The 20,500-nt window shown below is 65.6% G+C and carries 9 protein-coding genes; 6 read left to right on the top strand and 3 right to left on the bottom strand.

Annotation, left to right across the window (positions count from 1 at the left end; all coding sequences use genetic code 11):
* The first annotated feature begins 328 nt into the window (after positions 1-328).
* From ACCQ10_RS16060 to ACCQ10_RS16050, 3 genes are all read left to right on the top strand, one after another.
* Positions 329-3,004, top strand: a complete 2,676-nt coding sequence (locus ACCQ10_RS16060) for a M1 family metallopeptidase (protein ID WP_372361255.1) — start codon at positions 329-331, stop codon at positions 3,002-3,004.
* 553 nt (positions 3,005-3,557) lie between these two features.
* Positions 3,558-4,475: a TrmH family RNA methyltransferase gene (locus ACCQ10_RS16055; RefSeq protein WP_372361254.1), complete on the top strand. Its 918-nt coding sequence runs from the start codon at positions 3,558-3,560 to the stop codon at positions 4,473-4,475.
* Positions 4,475-5,986, top strand: a complete 1,512-nt coding sequence (locus ACCQ10_RS16050) for a carboxylesterase/lipase family protein (RefSeq protein ID WP_372361253.1) — start codon at positions 4,475-4,477, stop codon at positions 5,984-5,986. The genes ACCQ10_RS16055 and ACCQ10_RS16050 overlap by 1 nt, the downstream gene beginning before the upstream one ends.
* A 41-nt stretch (positions 5,987-6,027) precedes the next feature.
* Here the strand turns inward: ACCQ10_RS16050 and ACCQ10_RS16045 are convergent, their stop codons facing one another.
* Together ACCQ10_RS16045 and ACCQ10_RS16040 are read right to left on the bottom strand one after the other, a co-directional pair.
* Positions 6,028-7,374 (bottom strand): neprosin family prolyl endopeptidase, encoded by a 1,347-nt coding sequence (locus tag ACCQ10_RS16045; RefSeq protein ID WP_372361252.1) that lies wholly within the window; start codon positions 7,372-7,374, stop codon positions 6,028-6,030.
* Between the two features lie 523 nt (positions 7,375-7,897).
* Positions 7,898-9,862 (bottom strand): glycoside hydrolase family 97 protein, encoded by a 1,965-nt coding sequence (locus tag ACCQ10_RS16040; RefSeq protein ID WP_372361251.1) that lies wholly within the window; start codon positions 9,860-9,862, stop codon positions 7,898-7,900.
* Positions 9,863-10,080: 218 nt separating this feature from the next.
* Between ACCQ10_RS16040 and ACCQ10_RS16035 the strand changes: the two genes are divergently transcribed.
* From ACCQ10_RS16035 to ACCQ10_RS16025, 3 genes are all read left to right on the top strand, one after another.
* Positions 10,081-13,548 (top strand): glycosyl hydrolase 2 galactose-binding domain-containing protein, encoded by a 3,468-nt coding sequence (locus tag ACCQ10_RS16035; protein WP_372361250.1) that lies wholly within the window; start codon positions 10,081-10,083, stop codon positions 13,546-13,548.
* A gap of 143 nt (positions 13,549-13,691) precedes the next feature.
* Positions 13,692-16,628, top strand: a complete 2,937-nt coding sequence (locus ACCQ10_RS16030; protein WP_372361249.1) for a TonB-dependent receptor — start codon at positions 13,692-13,694, stop codon at positions 16,626-16,628.
* A gap of 758 nt (positions 16,629-17,386) precedes the next feature.
* Positions 17,387-19,018 (top strand): glycoside hydrolase family 6 protein, encoded by a 1,632-nt coding sequence (locus tag ACCQ10_RS16025; RefSeq protein WP_506191976.1) that lies wholly within the window; start codon positions 17,387-17,389, stop codon positions 19,016-19,018.
* 388 nt (positions 19,019-19,406) lie between these two features.
* On the opposite strand, the gene ACCQ10_RS16020 is transcribed toward ACCQ10_RS16025, so the two are convergent.
* Positions 19,407-20,459 (bottom strand): LacI family DNA-binding transcriptional regulator, encoded by a 1,053-nt coding sequence (locus ACCQ10_RS16020; RefSeq protein ID WP_372361248.1) that lies wholly within the window; start codon positions 20,457-20,459, stop codon positions 19,407-19,409.
* Positions 20,460-20,500: the final 41 nt, after the last annotated feature.

Below are 20,500 nucleotides of genomic sequence, written 5' to 3'. Positions count from 1 at the left end.
GGCGGTCATGCCACCTGCATGCGAATGCCGGTCTGCGCGCTGGTGCCCAGCGCCAGCATCACGCCGTGACACGCAGCGGTGCCAAGGCCGCGCAGACAAGCTGTTCTTGCGGAGCTACGTTGGTTGCTGTACCGGTTGCAGCGGCATCTTCAGGTGCACAGGCCGCTGGCCGCCACGGCACGATGCGACCGCCATCGTTGCCACTGCGGGCAGGCAGCCGGCGCCTGCCCACCCGCAGCGGCCGTCCCGCCCATCCAATGACTAAGGTCACATGACACGCATGCCCGGCTGTGATCGACTTCGGCGGTTACCCTGACCGGAATTGCCCATGCGTCGTCTTGCCTGTCTGCTCGCTCCTTCCCTTCTTGCGCTGTGCTGCGGCAGTGCGCTGGCGCAAACGTCCGGCGAGACAGTGCCCAATGGGCGCCTGCCGACCTGGGCGGTACCCGAGCGCTACAGCCTGTCGTTCAAGATCGATCCGGAGCAAACGCAGTTCAGTGGCCGCACCACCATTCGCGTGCAGCTCAAGCAGGCGTCCGATCACCTGTGGCTGCATGGCAAGGAACTGGTGGTCAGCAAGGCCACGGTCAAGCCCGGCAAGGGCAAGCCGCTGACCGCGCGCTACGTGCAGGCCGATGCACAAACCGGTGTAGTGCGCCTGGACTTCGGCCGTACGCTGCAGCCGCAGACGCTCACCGTGGACATCAGCTATAGCGCGCCGCTCAATCAGCAGCTGCAGGGCCTGTATCAGGTGAAGTACCAGGGCAACGCCTATGCGATGACGCAGATGGAGCCGATCAGCGCGCGCTACGCGTTCCCCGGCTTCGACGAGCCGGCGTTCAAGACGCCGTTCGACCTGAGCCTGACCGTGCCCAGCGACGACCAGGCGCTGGCCAACACCATCGCCACCTCGACCAAGCCGGCCGGCAAGGGCTGGAAGACGGTGACCTTTGCGCCCACCGTGCCGCTGCCCACCTATCTGGTGGCCTACGCGGCCGGTCCCTGGGATGTGGTGGATGTGCCGGCCATGCCGGCCACCCCGCAGCGCCCCACGGCCACGCCGTTGCGCGGTATCGCCGCCAAGGGGCAGGGCCCGCGCATCACGCCCGCACTGGACCAGACCCCGGCCATCATCGCTGCGCTGGAGGACTACTACGCGTTCGGGTATCCGTTCGACAAGCTCGATCTGGTCGCCGCCCCGGATTTCAGTGCCGGCGCGATGGAGAACCCGGGGTTTGTCACCTTCCGCGATTGGCTGTTGCTGTTGGACAAGGACTCGCCTGCAGTGAACGTGCAGCGTTCCTTCAACACCAACGCGCATGAGCTGGCGCATCAATGGACCGGCGATGCCGTGACCATGGCGTGGTGGGACGACCTGTGGCTCAACGAGGCCTTCGCCACCTGGATGCAGCAGAAGATCACCATGCAGCTGCATCCGGAATACCACGCCAACCTGGACCGGATCGGCGGTGCGCAATATGCGATGAACAACGACAGCCTGGTCAGTGCGCGCAAGATCCGCCAGCCGATCACCGGCAATGGCGATATCGAAACCGCCTTCGACGGCATCACCTACCAGAAGGGTGCGGCAGTGCTGGCGATGTTCGAAGCCTTCGTCGGCGAGGATGTGTTCCGCGAGGGCATGCGCGCCTATATCGCCAAGCACAAGTTTGCCAACGCCACCGCCGACGACCTGGTCGATGCGATCGCCGAAGCAGCCGGCAAGGGCGCCGATTTCAAGGCCGCCTTCCGCAGCTTCCTCAATCAGCCGGGCGTGCCGTACCTGCAGACCCAGGTGGCCCGCGAGGGCGGCAAGACCGTGGTGAAGCTGCAGCAGCAGCGCTACCTGCCGCTTGGCTCGGCCGGCTCCACCGCGCAGCAGTGGGGCGTGCCGGTGTGCGTGAAGTACGGCAAGGAGAAGAACCAGGTCGGCACTGCCTGCCAGCTGCTGGACAGCGCCAGCGGCAGCATCGTGCTGGAAGGCGCCAGCAAGAACACCTGGGTCTTCCCGAACGCGCGTGGCGCCGGCTATTACCGTTTCAGTCTGCCGAAGAAGCAGCTGGCCGCACTGGGCAAGCAGATCGGCCAGCTCGACGACAGCGAGCAGCTTGCCTATGCCGATGCGATCGACGCGGCGTACCGCCATGGCGATGCCGACAGCGATGCAGTGCTGGCAGCGATCAAGCAGCTGGCGCCGTCCGCATCGGCCGATGTGTCCACCGCGCTGGTGGACCGCTTGGTGTGGATCTGGCAGTACCAGGCCAGCACCGAGGCGCAGCGCAGCGCCTTGCGCAAGGTGGCCGAGCAGGCCTACCTGCCGCGCCTGCGTCAGTTGGGTTACACGCGGCGCAGTGGCGAGTCGGTCGACGACGTCGCGTTGCGGAGCGCGTTGACCAGCCTGTTCGGTTTGCGCCTGCAGACGCCGGAGGTGCGCAAGGCCTTGCTCGCCCAGGGCGACGCCGTGCTGGCCGGCAGCGACGGGGCGCTGCAGTTCTCCGCGGCCAATCCCGACCTGCTCGGCAGCGCACTGTCGGTGACCGTGCAGGAACGTGGCGCGGCCGCGGTGAATGCCTTGATCGCCGCGCTGCGCACGCATGCCGACCCGGCGCAGCGCAACGCGATGATCGATGGGCTGGGCGCGGTGCAGGACCCGGCGCTGCTCAAGCAGGTACGGGATTTCGCGCTCACCGATGCGATCAAGGTCGGCGAGATGAAGAGCCTGCTGCGGCGTGGCCACGCCGAGCAGGCCTCGCATGCGTCAATGTGGCCCTGGTTCACCGCCAACTTCGACCGTATCGTGCAGCGCAGCGGTTCGTTCGACGGCGGCGGCTTGCCGGCACTGGCTGCCAGCGGCGGCTGCAGCAGCGAGGAAGCCGACCGCCTGGAGGCCTTCTTCAAGCCGCGGCTGGCCACCCTCAGCGGCGCCGACCGCGGCCTGGCCCAGACCGGCGAAACCATCCGCCTCTGCGCCGCGCTCCAGCAGGCGCAGACCGCCAAGCGCTGAGTTGCGGCGTGCGTCTGGTGTGCGCAGTATCGGCGGTGTCGATACTGCGCAGGCCACGGCCAACCCGATGCATGGCGGTACGTCCAGAACAGGGCGAGCGCCGCTTCTCGGCCGAGTGTTGCACGCGCGTGATTGCGGTCTGCAGCAGGCAGATCGGCCTGCCTGAGTGCAGCTGACAAAAAAACCGCGCTCACCACAAGGCGGGCGCGGCTGGTGCTGGCGCGGCATATTGCACTGCGTAGAGTGCGGTTGCTGCGCGCCGTCCACACCACCAGACGACTGCTCGCCAGGTGTGTTAGCCGCTCCACCAAGGGCACGCCGAAGCTGCGTGCGTTTCGTCTCCTCGGCAGCGTTCCTCTACAGGACGGCAAGACGTCCGCAGTGGCTCAGCCCGGCCGCCGTATACGCCCTATCGCGTCGGTGGCTTACCATCGTCGTCACTCTTCCTGCGGCTGCGGCCCTGCCGGTGCTGCAGCACGACCAACACCACACTGCGGAAGGGGCCGAAAAACCTGATCCGCACTGCAAGCAACACCCACATCTGGATACGACGATGACACAGCACGATGGACGCGGCCCACGGCCGCCACGCGATGGCGGCTCCGGCGCCTCGCACAACCCGTGGGGCCGCGCCGCGCCGCGCACATCTGCACCGCGCAGTCCCGCACCCCGCGCGCCGGCCCAGCATACGCCCGCCACCGCGGCACCTGCCCCTGCGGCAAGCGGCAACGCGCGCGAGGTGCGGCTATACGGCATCAACGCCGTGCAGGCCGTGTTCAAGGCGCGCCCGCAAGCCATCCGCAAGCTCTATCTGAGCGAGGCGCGGATTCCGCAGTTCAAGGCCTTGCTGGCCTGGTGCGTGGCCGAGCGTATCGGCTATCGCGTGGTGGAAGACGCCGATCTCAGCAAGCTGGCCGCCAGTGCGCACCATGAAGGCGTGGTGGCCGAGGTGCTGCGCGTGGCGCCGCAACCGCTGCAGGAGTGGCTGGCCGCGTTGCCGCCGGGCCCGATGCTGGCGCTGTGGCTGGATGGCGTGGGCAACCCGCACAACTTCGGCGCGATCCTGCGCTCGTCCGCGCATTTCGGTGTCGGCGGCTTGCTGCTGCCGGCCGGTTCCACGCTGGGGTTGTCCGGCGCTGCGGCACGCGTGGCCGAAGGCGGTGCCGAAGCGGTGCCGCTGGTGCAGTTGCCCGACACCGCGCAGGCGCTGACCCAGTTGCGGCACGCCGGGTTTGCGGTGGCCGCCACACTCGTCGATGGCGGCCAGGACGTGTTCGCTGCCAGCCTGCCGCAGCGCCTGGTGTACGTGATGGGAGCGGAAAGCGAGGGCATGGACCGCCAGTTCGCGCGCGACTGCGATCTGCAGCTGTCCATCGGCGGCAGCGGCAAGGTCGAAAGTCTCAACGTGGCCTCGGCCACCGCTGTCTTCCAGGCCGCCTGGCGTGCCCGTGTGATCACCGGAGATCTCTGATGCGTGTGTCTGCCTGGCTACTGGCTGCTACTTGCGTTATCACCGGCAGCGCCGCTGCTGCCACGGCGCCTACGCCTGCCGCACCACCGGACGTGCGCACCGATCACGGTGTGGTGCGCGGCCAGTGGCAGGACGACGGCAGCGCGGTGTTCCGCAAGATTCCGTTCGCCGCACCGCCGCTGGGCGCGTTGCGCTGGCGGCCGCCGCAACCGGCGGCCGCCTGGACACAGGTACGCGACGCCACCCAGGCGGCCACGCCGTGCGTGCAGCCGGCGCTGGGCTGGAACGACGCGATGGCCAGGCGCGGCAGCGAAGACTGCCTGTACGTGGAAGTGCAGACCCCTGCGTTGCATCCGGCCAAGCCCTTGCCGGTGTTCGTGTGGATCCATGGTGGCGCCAACGTGGCTGGCGGCGCCGATGGGCATCTGCCCACCAACCTCGTCGCGCAAGACATGCTGGTGGTGACGCTGCAATACCGGCTGGGCGCGCTGGGATTCCTGTCGCTGCCGGAATTGCGCGATGGCGACAACGAGGCCGCCGGCAATTACGCCCTGCTCGATCAGATCGCCGCGCTGCGCTGGGTGCGCGACAACATCGCGCAGTTTGGCGGCGACCCGGCGCGGGTGACCATCGCCGGGCAATCGGCCGGTGGCCAGGACGTGGGCCTGCTGATGCTCAGCCCGCTGTCACGCGGCCTGTTTTCTGGTGCGATCGAACAGAGCGGCACCGCCGGGTTCGGCTTGCCGGCACGCAGCCTGGAGGACAACCGTGCGGTGGGCGTTGCCATCGCCAAACGCGCAGGCATCGAAGATCCGGCAACGCGCCTGGATCAACTGCGCGCGCTGCCGGTGGAACAGTTGCTCAAGGCCGGGCAGGGCGTGGACGTGCCGGCGCTGGACGACGACGGCTACATCTGGCTGCAGGCGGTGGTCGATGGCCGCGTGCTGCCGCGTGCACCGGCCGAGCTGCTGGCAAGTGGCGCACAGGCCAAGGTGCCGCTGCTGATCGGCTACGTGGTGCAGGAGCTCACCTACGGTGGCGAGCAGGGCGCGCAGGCGCGTCTGCGCCGCGACTATCCCGAGCGTGCCGATGCGGTGCTGCAGGCGCAGCGCGCGCACGCGGCGCAGCGTGCTGCGCGGCAGGGCAATGCGGCGATGCAGCTGTCCACCGATCTCACCTTCCGTTGCCCGGCAGTAACGGTGGCCCAGCACCAGGCCGCTCTCGGCGTGCCGGTGTGGCATTACGTGTTCGACACGGCTGCACCCGGCGCGCAGGTCACGCACAGCGCCGAGTTGCCGTTCCTGTTCAAGAATCTGCCGGTCGGCAAGCCGCCAGTGTCGCTGCAGCGCTACTGGGCTGCCTTCGTGCAGCGCGGTAACCCGAATGCCAAGGGCTTGCCTGCCTGGCCGGCGTTTGCGCCCACGCATGCGGCATTGCAGTTCGATGCGCAGGGCGTGCAGCCGATCAAGGATGCGCGCCCTGCCGTGTGTGCAGGGGTGGATTTGCCGTAGCCGATCGCGCGCACTGCTGCAGTGCGCGCGACCGCTTCACCTCAGCGTGCGCAGCCCGGGCCACCGAAATAGAAGCCGCCGTTCTGCATCTCCGGCGACAGGCTGGTGCGCGACACACCGCTGCCCAATGCGTACGGATAGCTGTACCCGGCCAGTGCCAGCGTGTAGCAGGCAGGCTGCTCGACGTTGAGCGATGACAGGCGCTGTGCCGGCCGGGTGGCCATGCCGGCATCGCGGTAGAAGTGGTTGGCCTGAAAGGCTGCCTGGCGGTAACCGGCAGACGCGAACCGGCCACTGCCCATCGGTGCGCTCGGGCGGCCGTCCCAGGTCGAAATCTCGCCACCCGCGGAAATGAAGATGTTGGCGCTGCCTTCGGCAATGTCGCCCGCGTAGAGGTCGGCCTTGTAGTAACCGATCCATTCGCCATTCAAGCCGAACCACCAGTACCCATCGGCATTGCGCTGGAATTCCACGTGCAACATGGCCTGTTTGCCGCCTGCGCTGCTGAAGCCGCCGGCCGGTGCCGCACCGAGCACGTTTGCGCTGCTGACCTGCACGAAGTCCGCGCAGTCCAGGTTGTGGCAACCGGTGGTGAGGTAGCCATCCTGGGTGGAATAGATGAACAGGATCGGCGTGTTGCCCCAGCCGGCGCCTGGCTGGGTCTGCCAGCCGGCCTCCAATGTCTGGATCTGCCCCTGCCGGGTATAACCCCCCAACCAGATCTGACTGATCGACTGCGCATCGTTGGCACGCACGGCCGGGACCCAGGTGTTGAGATCGGCGCCGGCACCGGTGACCGGCGAGCCGGCGGTATCCAGATAGATGGTGGAGTAGTAATGCACCACCGACGCGGCCTGCTGCTCGGCTGGTGCGACGAGTGCGCGGGTAGGCTCGGTGATGCGCGGTGTGGTGCCGCGCAGGAAGTCCTGCAGCGTCGCATGCTTGCTGATGTCGGCCAGGCCGATGCGTGCCAGCGGCACACTGCCGGCATCGCAGTGCGGCGCCGCATCCAGCGCAGCGCCGCTGCTGACACCGGCAGCGATGGTCGGCGGCAAGGCGGGCGTGCTGCCATCGCGCAAGGCAGGTTGCTGCGCACGCGGGATGCAATCGAACACCGCCTTGCCCTGACGCACACTGCGCAAGACGGTCAGCCCGTTGTAGCGATTGAACAGATAGCGTTGCATCTGTGCGAAGGCGACAGGGTCCTTGACCTTTGCCGCAGGCGCGCGGTTGGCGTAGCTGAGCTGCGCCTGCGCATCCAGAAATTGCTTGAACTCCGGTGTCACCAGCGGAAACGCACGCGATGCCGCGGCAGCGGCGCGTTGTGCAGCGAGATGCGGCTTGGCGGCAGTGCGTGCGGTGGCAGGGGTGTTCAGGAGTGGCGGCATCACCGCGTCGATGCGTTGGTCATCGGCCACTGAGGTGGAGGGCGCCAGGAGCGTGCCTGCGGGGCTGGCCTGAGCGCTCGTGCAAATGACAAGCGCAGCAATGGCGCGGCCGATCGACATCGGTCGCTTGGAACGGAAGGTCATCAGTGTCTTTCCTGGGGCCGGAGCGAGACAGCGTGCATGCGGCGAACCATGCGCACCGTGCCATCACCATCGCAGGGACAGACCGCAAGACGGTGGTCGGCGCAGGCCTGCGGTGAAGGCCCGCGCATACTAGGTTATCTATTTTTCAAAAGTCTCCGGGCGTCTTCCATTGCGTGACATCAGGCACGCGCCAAGCGTAATGCGCTAAGCGGATGCAGATCGCCGGAGGCAGTGCAACGCTGCCTGGCACGAGCGGCGCGCCAACCCCTCTCGCGGCGGGAGAGGGGTTGGTTGTGTGCATGTTCCAGGTGATCACGTGTCTTGATCTGCGGGCAGGGGACGCAGCGCAGATCACTGCGCGTTGAGCGCAACGCGCTGGCTACTGCTTGTGCAGCCGTACCGCTGCGCCGCCGCTGGCAGCCAGCGCCAATTCCAGGGTGTCGTTGCGGGTGAGTGTGCGGGTGTCGATCCGCACGTCGGTCGGGGCCTGGCCGTCGGCATAGATCGTCGCCGTCCAGCTGCCTTTGCCCAGGAACGACAGCGGCAGGGTCAGCGTGCGTGCCTGTTCGTTGGTCATCGCGCCCACATACCAGTCCTTGCCGCTGCGCCGCGCCAATGCGATGTGCTCGCCGATCGCGCCGTCCAGCGCACGCGTTTCGTCCCAGCTTGCAGGCACATCGCGCAGGAATTGCGCGGCCGGCACGTTTTCGTATTGCTCCGGGCTGTCGGCCACCACCGCGAACGGGCTTTCGTACACCACATACATCGCCAGCTGCTGCGCACGCGTGGTCATGACCTGCGGTGCAATGTGCTGCATCTTGAATTCGGCCGGGCGCACATTGCGGAAGCCGCCCGGGGTGTAGTCCATCGGCCCGAGCAACATGCGCGTAAACGGCAGCGTGAGGTTATGCGTGGCGGTGATGCGGGTGGTCCACTTGTTGTATTCCGCGCCCAGCACGCCTTCCTGGGTCAGATAGTTGGGATAGGTGCGGGCCAGGCCGGTCGGGTGATACGCACCGTGCAGATCCACCAGCAGCTTGTGCTCGGCAGCCTTGCTCAGCAGGCGATGGTAGAAGTCCACCATCTGCTGATCGTCGCGGTCCATGAAGTCGACCTTGATGCCCTTGATGCCGAGTTGCTGGTACCACGCCAGTGCGTCGTCCATGTGTGCATCGAGCGCACGCCAATGTGCCCACAGCCACAGGCCGACATCGCGCTTGCGCGCATAGCTGACCAGACCCGGTAGATCCAGTTGCGCCACCGGCCGGCGGATATCGGCGTCTGCGTTGTATTGGCCATCGCCGGTGCTGCCGTAATACCAGCCGTCATCGATCAGCATGTATTGCAGCTTCAACTGCTGTGCGTGGTCGATATAGCGCTGGATCGTGGCGGTATTCATGCCCGGATTGGCCACCCCGCTGGCCAGACTGCCCGACCACCAGTCCCATGCCGATTTACCGGCGCGGACCCAACTTGCATCAAAGGCAGGTGGTGGATTCAACGCGGAAATCAGGTTGGATTCGATCAGGCTGGCAGGCGTGTCGCCCAGCATGATCACCCGCCACGGCGTTGCGAAATCGCGCCCCTTGGCGTCGATGCTGACCGCCAGCCTGGGGTTGTCCAACTGTGGCGACAACCTGGCCGAGACGCCCAGGCTGCCATCGGCGCGGCCAGCGAGGTAGAGCCCGGCGTAATCGCGCAGGTTCGCCTCGGCAATCGCCAGCGTGGTGCCTTTGGCATCGGTCTGGCAGACCAGCGGCAACTCGAGCAGGTTGTGCGGGCGCAATCTGGACGCAGCGATGGCGTCGTACTCGCCCTCGTGGCTGGTTCCGAACCGGCCCAGATTCAAGCTCCAACATGGGTAGTCGCGTGGAAACGCAAAGCTGGTGAGTTCGTCGCGAATGCGCACCTCGCCAGCGGCTGGCAATACGTAACGCAGTGCCACACCGTCGTCGTACGCGCGTAGTTCGATGGTGAGCCGGCGTTGCTGTCGATCGGACAAGTGCACACGCAGCGCGCGGTAGTGATCGCGGCCCTGCTGTGTCTTGCCGACCGGCAAGGCAAACCGGCTGTCATGCGTTTCGGTGGTGCTGTCTTGCACGCGCATGTCGCTGCCGAGTTTGCCGGCGTTGCCCAGATCCAATCCGAGCGGTGCGTCGTCGAGCACCAACGTGTTGCGGTACAGCACGCGATAGCTGGGCACGCCGCCCTCGCGCAGGGTGAATTCCACTTCGGTACGTGCGTCGGGCGATTGCACGCGCAGGCGCTGCGCGGTTGCGGGCGTTGCGATCAACCACAGCAATGCGCATGCCGCCGGTAGTGCGGACTGGATCAGGTTTCGCATGAGTCCCTCCTCCTGGGAGCGCCAACCCTAACGCAGAAAGGTTGTCGTCGATATCACCTTGGGGTAACGTTACCTCGCACCATGGCCGCTGAAACAGGGGCGGCAGCCACGGGCTGCATCACCAAGCGCGAGCGACGCACTGTCCGGATGGACGCTGGTCGGTTGCACGGACGTGGTGTGCACCGTTGCGTGGCAGTAGAGCTTGGGAGAGGCCTCTAATGCTGATGGTTCGCAAGGCGTTCCGCCGTGGAGCGCTGTGGTTGTTGTGTGGTTGCATGAGCTGGACTGCAGTGGAGGCTGCGCCCGCCGATGCGAATCCGCCGGGGCCTTACGATGTCCGCGTGCTCGCGGGCGGGATGGGGCTGGCAAAGAAGCTCGCCGCCGATGCACCGCTGCTGGCCGCCAACGCGGACTGGAGCCTGTCGGCGTGGATACGCCCATCGCGCGCGAGCACCGGGCCGGCCCTGATTGCCGGTGTCGGCGATCCCAAGGATGCAGGCCGCTACTTCGCGATCGATGCCGGCAAGCTCGGCTTCGTGCAGGGTGCCGATAGCGTGCTGCGCAGCAAGCAGGCGCTACGCCCAGGCGAGTGGACGCAGGTGGCCGCCGTCGCCCGTGGCGGGCGTCTGACGCTGTACGCCAACGGCCGCCAGGTTGCCAGCGGTGCCGCCCGGCAACGTGCAGTGGCGCCGGTGCTGATGTTCGGCCCGCGCGAGCAACCGGCCGCCTACACGCAGCACTTCGGTGGCGAGATCGCCGGCTTCACCGCGCAGGCGCAGGCACTGGAGGCGGCCGCCGTCGCGCAGCTGGCCGCACAGACGCCGGACCCGGCGCTGCAGCGCTTCGAGGATGCATCGCCGGCGTGGCAGGTACAGGTCAAGCAAATGGCCGGGCAGTTGGCGCCACAGGCGCCCGCAACGTTGCCGCGCAGTGCAGCGGCGTTTTCTGCGCCGGTGGCCAAGCCGGTGCCGAACGCTCCGGCCTTGCAGCCGCTGGATGCCACTGCCTGGCGGGTAGGCGCGTGGCAACTGGCAGCCGCGCCGGATCTCGGGCCCGCCACCGGCGCCACGTTGTCGCGTGGCGATACGGCCGTTGGCGGCGCCTGGCGTGTGGCCACGGTACCGGGCACGGTGCTCACCACGTTGGTCGATCGCGGCGTGTATCCGGATCCGGATATCGGCCTCAACAACATGGCCATTCCCGAATCGCTGAGCCGGCAGGACTGGTGGTACCGCAGCAGTTTCGATCTGCCCGCCGACGCGCAAGGCAAGCGGCTGGAGCTGCTGTTCAACGGCATCAACTATGCCGGCGAAATCTGGGTCAACGGCACGCAGGTCGGGCGCACGCGCGGTGCATTTGCACGCGGTCGCTTCGATGTCAGCAAGCAGCTCAGGCCCGGCCGCAATGTCGTCGCAGTGCGCGTATCGCCACCGCCGCATCCGGGCATTGCGCATGAGCAGTCGATGACCGCCGGCGTTGGCGAAAACGGCGGCGTGCAGGCGCTGGACGGACCCACCTTCATCGCCAGCGAGGGCTGGGACTGGATTCCGGCCGTGCGCGACCGTAACGCCGGTTTGTGGCAGGACGTGCAGCTGCATGCCACCGGGCCGGTCACCATCGGCGATACCCAGGTGGTCACCACGCGCCTGGCACCGGATCATCGTCGCGCCGAGCTCGAAGTCAGCGTGCCGCTGCGCAACGACGGTGCTGCGCCCGTGCAGGGCACCGTGCAGTTGGCCATTGGCGATGTGCGCATCCAGCGCGAGGTCAACGTGCCGGCAGGCGGCACCACGCTCAAGCTCAGCGCCGCCGACACCCCGCAGTTGATCATCGCCAACCCACGCCTGTGGTGGCCCAACGGCTATGGCGAGCCGGCGCTGTACACCCTGCAGGTGGGGGTGGAGGTTGCCGGTGCACGTTCGGACACGCAGCAGTTGCGCTTCGGCATTCGCGAGGTCACCTACGAGTTGTCGCTGTTCGATGAGGATGGCGCGCTGCGGCGGGTGCTGGTGGATTTCAACAAGGCGCGTTTGCGTGGCGAGCGCATTGTGGATGCGCGCCACAGCGCGATCCGTCCCGTGCCCGGTGGCGATGCGCAATCGTTCTATCCCGGGGCCGCCGTGTCGCCGGCGGTCACACCACTGAAGGACGATGCGCTGACACCGTACCTGGCCCTGCGCATCAATGGCGTGCGCATCGCCGTCAAGGGCGGCAACTGGGGCATGGACGATTGGCGCAAGCGCGTATCGCGCGAGCGGCTGGAACCGTACTTCCGGCTGCAGCGCGACGCGCATTTCAATGTGGTGCGCAACTGGGTGGGGCAGAACACCCAGAGCAGCTTCTTCGATCTGGCCGACGAGTACGGCATGTTGGTGCTCAACGACTTCTGGCAGTCCACCCAGAACTACAACATGGAGCCGGCCGACGCGGCGCTATTCCTTGACAACGCGGCCGAGGTGATCAAGCGTTTCCGCAATCACCCGTCCATCGTGCTGTGGTTCGGCCGCAACGAAGGCGTGCCCGCGCCGATCCTCAACGAAGGCCTGGACAAGCTCGTGGCCGAACTTGACGGCACGCGCTGGTACACCGGCAGTTCCAATCAGGTCAATCTGCAAGGCAGCGGCCCGTACAACTACCGCGAGCCGGTGGGCTACTTCAATGCATTGGCGCAGGGCTTTTCGGTAGAGGTGGGCACGCCATCGTTTTCCACCCTGGAGTCGTTCAAGGCCTCAGTCCCGGCAGTGGGCGATCAGTGGCCGATCAGCGATGCCTGGGCGTACCACGACTGGCACCAGTCCGGTAATGGCGACACCGCCAGCTTCATGCGCTCGCTCACCGACAAGCTTGGTGCGCCCACCAGCCTGGAAGACTTCGAGCGCAAGGCGCAGCTGCTCAACTACGACACCCATCGTGCCATCTTCGAAGGCTTCAACGCGCAGCTGTGGACCAAGAACAGCGGGCGCCTGCTGTGGATGAGCCATCCCGCCTGGCCCAGCAACATGTGGCAGATCTACAGCCACGATTACGACACCCATGCCGCCTACTACGGTGTGCGCAACGCGGCTGAGATGCTGCATGTGCAGATGAACCTGCCGGGTCACGAGGTGGTGGTGGTCAACAACGCCACCGACCCGGTGCGCGGCTTGCGGGTACGGGCGGAGATCTATGGCACCAACGGTGCGCTGCTGCAGCAACGCGAACAAGCGGTCGATGCCGCCGCTGTTGCGGTCTCGGCACCGGTGATGCAGCTGGCGCCGTTGCTCAAGGACACCCACGGGCTGGGCTTTGTGCGCTTGCAGTTGCTCGATCGTGATGCGGTGGTGCGTTCGCGCAACTTCTATTGGGTGGCGCGCGATGCGGCTGCCATGCGCGGCCTGGATGCGCTGGCCGCGGTACCGGTGCAGCTCACCACGCGGCTGGAAGACGGCGCAGAGCCGGTGTTGCGTGCCACCGTGCGCAACCCCTCGCAGCAGGTGGCGCTCAACACCAAGTTGACCCTGGTGGATGCGCAAGGCCAACGCATCCTGCCGGCGTACTACAGCGACAACTACCTGAGCCTGGTACCGGGCGAGCAGCGCGAGGTGGAGATCCGCGGGCCATCGGCCGCCACCTTGCGTAACGCCACGCTGCAGGTGCGCGGCTGGAATGTCGAACCCTCAACCGGCGCTGCGAGCGGGCTTCCGTAGCCGCGCCGATAGCTTGCCACGCCGTGCGCGCTGCACGGCGTTTGCACTGGCGCGTCACCCGGCGTGCCAGCCAACACCGCAGTGCCCCCCCGGCATTGCCATTCGAAACGGTCGTGGATTGTCGTCATCCCTGGGAGGGGACCATGAACAAGCTGCATCGCAGTACCCGCCACACCCCGCTGGCCGCCGCGCTCGCGGTTGCACTCACCCTGGCGGCTGCACAGGCCGCCGCGCAGGACGCCGGTAGCACCCCGGGCGTCACCGAGTTGGACAAGGTAATGGTCAAGGGCGTGCGTGGCGCGCAGGCCGAGGCCATCGAGAACAAGCGCACCGCTGCGCAGATCATCGATTCGATCTCGGCCGAAGACATCGGCAAGCTGCCCGACGTCACCATCACCGACTCGCTGCAGCGCGTGCCCGGCGTCCAGATCCGGCGCTCGGCCGGCGAGGGCTCGCAGCTCAATATCCGCGGTATGCCGCAGGTGCAGACCACCATGAACGGCGAGCTGTATCTGAGCGCCGGTGGCGGTGACCAGTTCGGCCAGCCCAACATCGGTCGCGCGCAGCCGGACTTTGTCGATATTCCGCCGACGTTGTTCAGTGGTGTGGACGTCATCAAGTCGCCCACCGCCGCCGATCTGGATGGCGGCATCAGCGGCACCGTCTCGCTGAAGACGCGTCGCCCGTTCGATCTGCCCGAAGGCTGGACCTTCAGCGGCCAGGCCGAGGGCTCCTACGGCGATCGCGTGCAGGAGCTCAACGAGCTGTACTCGGGCCTGGCCAGCTTCCGGACCGAGCGCTGGGGCGCCTTGCTGGCGGTGTCGTATTCCGATGCCACGCTGGAGAACAAGCACCCCAGCGTGTATTCCAACGGCGCGCAGAAGTCCACCGAGCAGAACGTGGGCTTCGACTTCAATGGCGATGGCCGCATCGGCAGCAATACCGATCCGTCCAACCTGCCGCGCGATTACTTCTACAACTGGGTGGCGACGGAGCTGGACAACCGCAGCACCGATCGCCAGCGTACCGGCGTCAACGGGTCGTTCCAGTTCAACATCAACGACTCGTGGACGGTGCTGGCCGATGCGGCCTACACCAAGCTCGAAGACCAGGACACCTCGGTGGCCGCGCAGCTGCACACCGGCTGGGCGACCAACCAGTTGCAACCGGGGTCGGTGGTCGATTCCAACGGTGTGCTCGAATACGGCCAGTTCCGCTACAACCGGTTCCAGGCGCACTCGATGGCCGGCGTTGCCGATTCGGATTCGCTCAATACCAATCTGGAACTGCGTTTCGACGATGGCGGCCCGTTCCGTGCATCGTTCCGCTGGGTGCACGGCGATGCGCAGCGCACCTACGACGAAGCGCGTGCCGATGCGGTGGTGACGCGCGGCGACCAGATCACGCGTGCCGGTGGTGTCACCCAATGGGCCAATGCCAATGGCCTGCCCACGGTGGATGCCTCGGTGGATTTCCGTGGCACCTACCCGGCGGTCAACCTCGGCACCGACGTGTCCAACCCGGACAATTGGCAGCTGATGTCCACCTGGGCGCAGGGCAACAAGATCGAAGCGACGATGGACGCCTTCCGCGCCGACGGCACCTTCGAGTTCGATGAAGGCGTGGTGCGCGGCTTCCAGTTCGGCATTCGCTATGGCGAGCGCGAGGTCAAGCTGGACACCTATCGGTACCTGTCGCCGGTGTCCACCAGCTGCGCCGATCCCAACCGTTCGCTGTATTACTTCAAGGACCCGCTGATCGTGGACACCTGCAGCGGTGTCTCGGAAGCGCGCCTGCTGCCGTTCAATTCGATTCCCGGCTACTGGGCGTACTTCAACGACTTCGATCCGCTCAAGGTCACCGGCCTGGGCAGCCAGGGCTTGCCGGCAATCAACCCGCAGGTCATGAAGGACCCGGTGGCGTATCTCAACAGCCTGTACCCCGGCAATGTGGCGTACCAGCAGGCCGCCGACTCGTACAAGGTCGCCGAGAAGAGCACTGCGGCGTATTTTCTTGCGAACCTGGAAGGCGGAACAGGCAGTGCGGTGCCGTGGACGGCCAACATCGGCGCACGCATCGTGCAGACCAAGCTGGCGATCGATCAATACCTGAGCAGCGGCAATGTGTTTATCGGCAACGTGGAATGGAATGGCGTCAGCCCGGCGATCGGGACCAACCGCTTGAATCGTCAGTACACCGACGTGCTGCCCACCGCCAACCTATCGCTGGACATCACCGACGCGCAGAAGCTGCGCTTTGCCTACAACAAGGCTGTCGCGCGTCAGGACCTGCCCGATCTGGGGCGCGGCCTGGTGAGCTTCTATGCCGTCAACGGCACACCGCCGCGCAACCCGGCGCTGCCCTCCGATGCGGTGCTGTTCCTCAACGGACGCTCGGGTAACCCGGATCTGGATCCGTACCGCGCCACCAACTACAACGCCTCGTGGGAATGGTATTTCTCCGACGCGTCGTTGATCAGCGTGGGTGCCTTCCTCATCGATGTGAAGTCGTTCCCGACCACGGTGACCAACATCGAGCCCCAGCCCGACGCCGATGGCGTGGTGCGGCTGGGCGGCCCGGTGGAGCGCATCGTCAACGGCGGTGGCGGCAAGATCAAGGGTTTCGAAATCGGCTACCAGCAGGCGTTCGACTTCCTGCCGGGCTGGTTGAGCGGGTTCGGCACCAACATCAACTACACCTTCTCCGACGCCGACACCGACAACACCGATATCGAAGGCAATACGTTGCCCATCGGCGACAACTCCAAGCATCAGGCCAACGCGGTGTTGTGGTACCAGAAGGACAAGTTGCAGGCGCGTGTGGCCTATAACTGGCGCAGCAAGCGCTTCAGCCAGGTCAACAGCGGTGCGTGGGGCGATGAGCTGGCCATCTGGAACGACGACGTCGGCTACCTGGACGCCTCCTTCAGTTACGACGTCAACGATCACCTGACGCTCTACGCGCAAGCCACCAACCTCACCGGTGAAAGTGAGCGGCGTTACGCGCAGTGGACCAACCACTATTACGACCAGAACATCTTCGAGCGTCGTTACTATGCCGGCCTGCGTCTGCGCTTCTGATGTGACGGTTTGATGCGATGTACCAATGTGCGACACGGCGCACCCCTGCGCCGTGTCGCACATGGTTTTCTGTTTCTCCCTCTCCAAGCGGTCATTGCGCTTTCTTCCCGTCACCGGTTTGCCGGTGTTGCAGTACGCCCGACGGCAACGTTGGGTACCCTCCCATTCGGCCGCATCGTCGGGAAGCGATGTGGCCGTTTTTTTTGTGCGTGATGGCACATCCATTTGTGTAGTACTGCCTGCTGTTGAAACTCGGTCGCGGGCAGTGGCTGGATCTGTGTGCAACCGCAATGTTTGACGATTGCTTATGCTTGTTATGCAGCGTAGTTTCCGCATGGCGAACCCGACCCCCCGGTTCGCAGGCACAGCGTTCCATGCTGATCGCTCATTCGCTCCCTGGAGATACTCCGCACATCACGGTGGCCAGCATCGCAAGGATGATCGCGTTGCGAGCGCGCTAGCCGCCAAATCCGAGGTCTTGGGTGCTGTCCTCAGAGACAAACAGGCCATTGGCCTGCGTCTCTGCCTGGGCATCATCAACGTAATGCCATGCAAATGCTCTTCGGCGGGACGCCGACGGAGCGTGTTTGAGTGGCTCCAGCTATCTCCGATGGGTGCCCCGACAAAGGAAGAACGCAAGCCAAAGACAGGCAGTGCTGCAGTGAATCGGCATAAACACCATCCAATAAAACCAGGTGAATATCATGAATTCCAGCAAGGGCATCCATCGTCACGTCAAGCGCGCCATGGCGTTATCGCTGTTGGCATTGAACCCGATGGTCGTGGCGACGGTCTGCGCGCAGGCCCACGTCGATAATCCATTCGTTGGTGCCACCGGTTATGTCAATCCGGATTACGCCAAGAAAGTCGATGCATCGATCGCGAAGATAAAGGGCGTTCCGTTGAAGGCCAAGATGGGCGTGGTCAAAACCCTGCCGACCGCAGTGTGGCTCGATCGTATCGCGGCAATCGCCGGTGGTTCGCAAAATGCCGGGCGGCTCGGTCTGAGGGGGCATCTGGATGCGGCGCTGGCGCAGAAAAAGGCCAATACGCCGATCACTGCCAGCTTCGTCATTTACGATCTACCCGGACGCGATTGCCATGCACTGGCGTCCAATGGTGAATTGCCGCTCACGCCCGCCGCGCTGGAGCGTTACAAGAAGGAATATATCGATGTGATCGCGGCCATCTTCGCCGATCCCAAATACAAAGATATTCGTATCGTCAATGTCATCGAGCCCGACAGCCTGCCCAATCTGGTCACTAATTTGAATGACATGCGCTGCGCGCTTGCCAATTCGACCGGAATCTACGAAGAAGGCATCAAGTACGCGCTGAATAAACTGCACGCGATACCCAATACCTACAATTATCTGGATATCGGCCACTCCGGCTGGCTGGGCTGGGACAGCAACCGCGGTCCGTCCATCTCGCTGTATACCCGCGTGGTGCAAGGGACGAGTGCGGGTCTGGCAAGCGTGGATGGCTTCGTCACCAATACCGCCAACACCACGCCGCTGAATGAGCCGAATCTGCCCAATCCCGAGTTGAGCGTGAATGGTCAGCCGATCAAGTCGGCGAAATTCTACGAATGGAATCCGTATTTCGACGAGACCGATTTCACCCAGGCCCTGTACAACGGATTTGTCAGCGCGGGTTGGCCCAGCACGATCGGCTTCATCATCGATACCGGCCGCAACGGCTGGGGTGGTCCGAATCGCCCCACCAGCGCCTTCGGTAGCGACATCAATTCGTACGTCAATACCGGCCGCGTCGATCGCCGCCTGCATCGCGGCAACTGGTGCAATCAAAGTGGCGCGGGCATCGGCGCGCTTCCGACCGCCGCGCCGGGCCCGCACCTGGACGCGTATGCCTGGGTCAAGCCGCCGGGCGAGTCCGATGGGTCCAGCACCCTGATTCCGAACAACGAGGGCAAGGGCTTCGATCGCATGTGCGACCCCACGTACACCACGGGCGATGGCGTGTTGACCGGCGCGCTCGCCGGTGCGCCGATCTCCGGTGCGTGGTTCCATAACCAGTTCATCGAACTGGTGAACAACGCGTACCCGGTCATCGCAACTGCCAGCACCGCGGTGGCCACCGCGGCACCGGTCGCCGCGCCGAGCGCAACGCGCGGCCTCACCGCCGCCGTCGGCGACAGCCGGGTCAGGCTGAGCTGGTCGCCAGTGGCCGGCGCGACCAGCTACACGGTGCAGCGGCGTGCCGGTGGAGCCGGTGCATTCACTACGGTGGGGGCCAATGTCGCAGCGGCATCGTATGTCGATCAGTCGGTCAGCAATGGCGCCGACTACGACTATGTGGTGACTGCAAACAGCGCGGCAGGAGCGAGCGCCCCGTCAGCTGTCGTGCGAGCCAAGCCGAACAGGTGACGCGGCAGGCGCACGCAGCGTGCCCGCATCGCCGATCGTGAGGTCTGCGATGGCGTCCACTGCAAGGGTGCTACCGCTGTGTCGCTGATGTTGTGTAAATGTCCCCGGCAGCCACGCGGCTGCCGGGGATACCGCAGGTGCGGTTGGCCCGTTACTTCGCTCGATCGGTGGTCTGTCTGCGCATAGACCGAGTAGGAGGCGCTACGGATCAACGCCGTACCGATTCTTTCTGTGTCTCTACGAAATTAGCCATACCGCGCTAATGACGCCTTGCTCGCAAATTCATTGGCATGTGTCGCCACGAAGGCCAGCGCGATGATTCCGGGCAGCAGTATCTTCTTCGATGACATTGCGTCGCTGCGGCGCGCGCGCACTGCCGGTGCAGTGGCTATCCCTTTGGCGGCGCAGCCGTCGAACCGCGTTTGACCAGGGTGTATTTCATCACCTGATGCACCCCGTGGGCGGCATCGCCCTTGCGCCGTTGCCGAATGGCGTCGGCAAGCAACGACACCGCCGCACGGCCCATCGCGGTGACCGGTTGATGCACGGTGGTGAGTTCCGGCCAGATGGTGGTGGCGACCGGTGTGTCGTCGAAGCCGGCCACCGACACGTCTTCGGGCACGCGCAGGCCCAGACCATGCGCCACCGCCACCGCTGCGGCAGCCATGTCGTCGTTGCTGCAAAAGACCGCAGTGGGTGGGTGCGGCTGCGCCAGCAGGCTACGCGCTGCGAGCAGACCGGAGTGGTAGGTAAACAGCCCGTCGGCGATCAACGCGTCGGTGATCGGCAGGCCGGCGGCCTGCAGGCTGTCCAGATATCCGTTGGCGCGCAGCGCGCTTGGGGTGTGTTTCGGGTCGCCCTTGATCAGCGCGATACGACGATGCCCGAGCTCGATCAGGTGCGCGACGATGGCGCGTGCGGCCTGATAGTCGTCGATGCGCACCGAGCTGATTTGCGCCATCGGCGCGCCGCTGGCCACGGCCACCACCGGGATGCCGCGCGCATCCAGTTCGGCAATGGTCTGCCGCGAATCGCACAGTGGCGGCGGCAGGATCACCCCATCCACGCCGGCGGCGAGCAGGCGTTCGGTCGCTGCGCGCTGGCTGCGGATGGCGCCGCATTTTTCCACCAGCACCTGGCTGCCATTGAGGCTGCTCTGCTCCAGCAGCCCGAGCATGAATTGATTGAGGTAGGCCGCACTGGGATTGCTGTACAGCACGCCGATGCGCAACAGGCCGCTGGTACGCAGCGAGCGGCCTGCAAGATTGGGGCGGTAGCCTAGCGCCTGCACCGACGCTTCCACGCGCGTGCGCATGTCCTGGCCGACATGCGGATGCCGGTTGATCACGCGCGATGCGGTCATCGGCGACACGCCTGCATGTTTGGCGACGTCCAGCAACGTCGCCGCGTTGTTTGCACTGCGTTGCCGCTTGGCCACCATCGTGTGTGCTCGTCCTGGAGTAGAAACGCCAACGCCGCGCT

Origin of the sequence: Xanthomonas sp. NCPPB 1325, from assembly GCF_041477645.2 — a bacterium.
Lineage (GTDB): Bacteria > Pseudomonadota > Gammaproteobacteria > Xanthomonadales > Xanthomonadaceae > Xanthomonas > Xanthomonas cannabis.
Note: the sequence above shows the minus strand (reverse complement) of the source record. Positions and strands in the feature narration are given on the sequence as shown.

Excerpts from the sequence above, each read along its gene's own strand:
- ACCQ10_RS16035 (WP_372361250.1), top strand. The coding sequence starts at position 10,081 with ATGCTGATGGTTCGCAAGGCGTTCCGCCGTGGAGCGCTGTGGTTGTTG.
- ACCQ10_RS16050 (WP_372361253.1), top strand. The coding sequence starts at position 4,475 with ATGCGTGTGTCTGCCTGGCTACTGGCTGCTACTTGCGTTATCACCGGC.
- ACCQ10_RS16040 (WP_372361251.1), bottom strand. The coding sequence starts at position 9,862 with ATGCGAAACCTGATCCAGTCCGCACTACCGGCGGCATGCGCATTGCTG.
- ACCQ10_RS16045 (WP_372361252.1), bottom strand. The coding sequence starts at position 7,374 with ATGCCGCCACTCCTGAACACCCCTGCCACCGCACGCACTGCCGCCAAG.
- ACCQ10_RS16030 (WP_372361249.1), top strand. The coding sequence starts at position 13,692 with ATGAACAAGCTGCATCGCAGTACCCGCCACACCCCGCTGGCCGCCGCG.
- ACCQ10_RS16060 (WP_372361255.1), top strand. The coding sequence starts at position 329 with ATGCGTCGTCTTGCCTGTCTGCTCGCTCCTTCCCTTCTTGCGCTGTGC.
- ACCQ10_RS16055 (WP_372361254.1), top strand. The coding sequence starts at position 3,558 with ATGACACAGCACGATGGACGCGGCCCACGGCCGCCACGCGATGGCGGC.
- ACCQ10_RS16020 (WP_372361248.1), bottom strand. The coding sequence starts at position 20,459 with ATGGTGGCCAAGCGGCAACGCAGTGCAAACAACGCGGCGACGTTGCTG.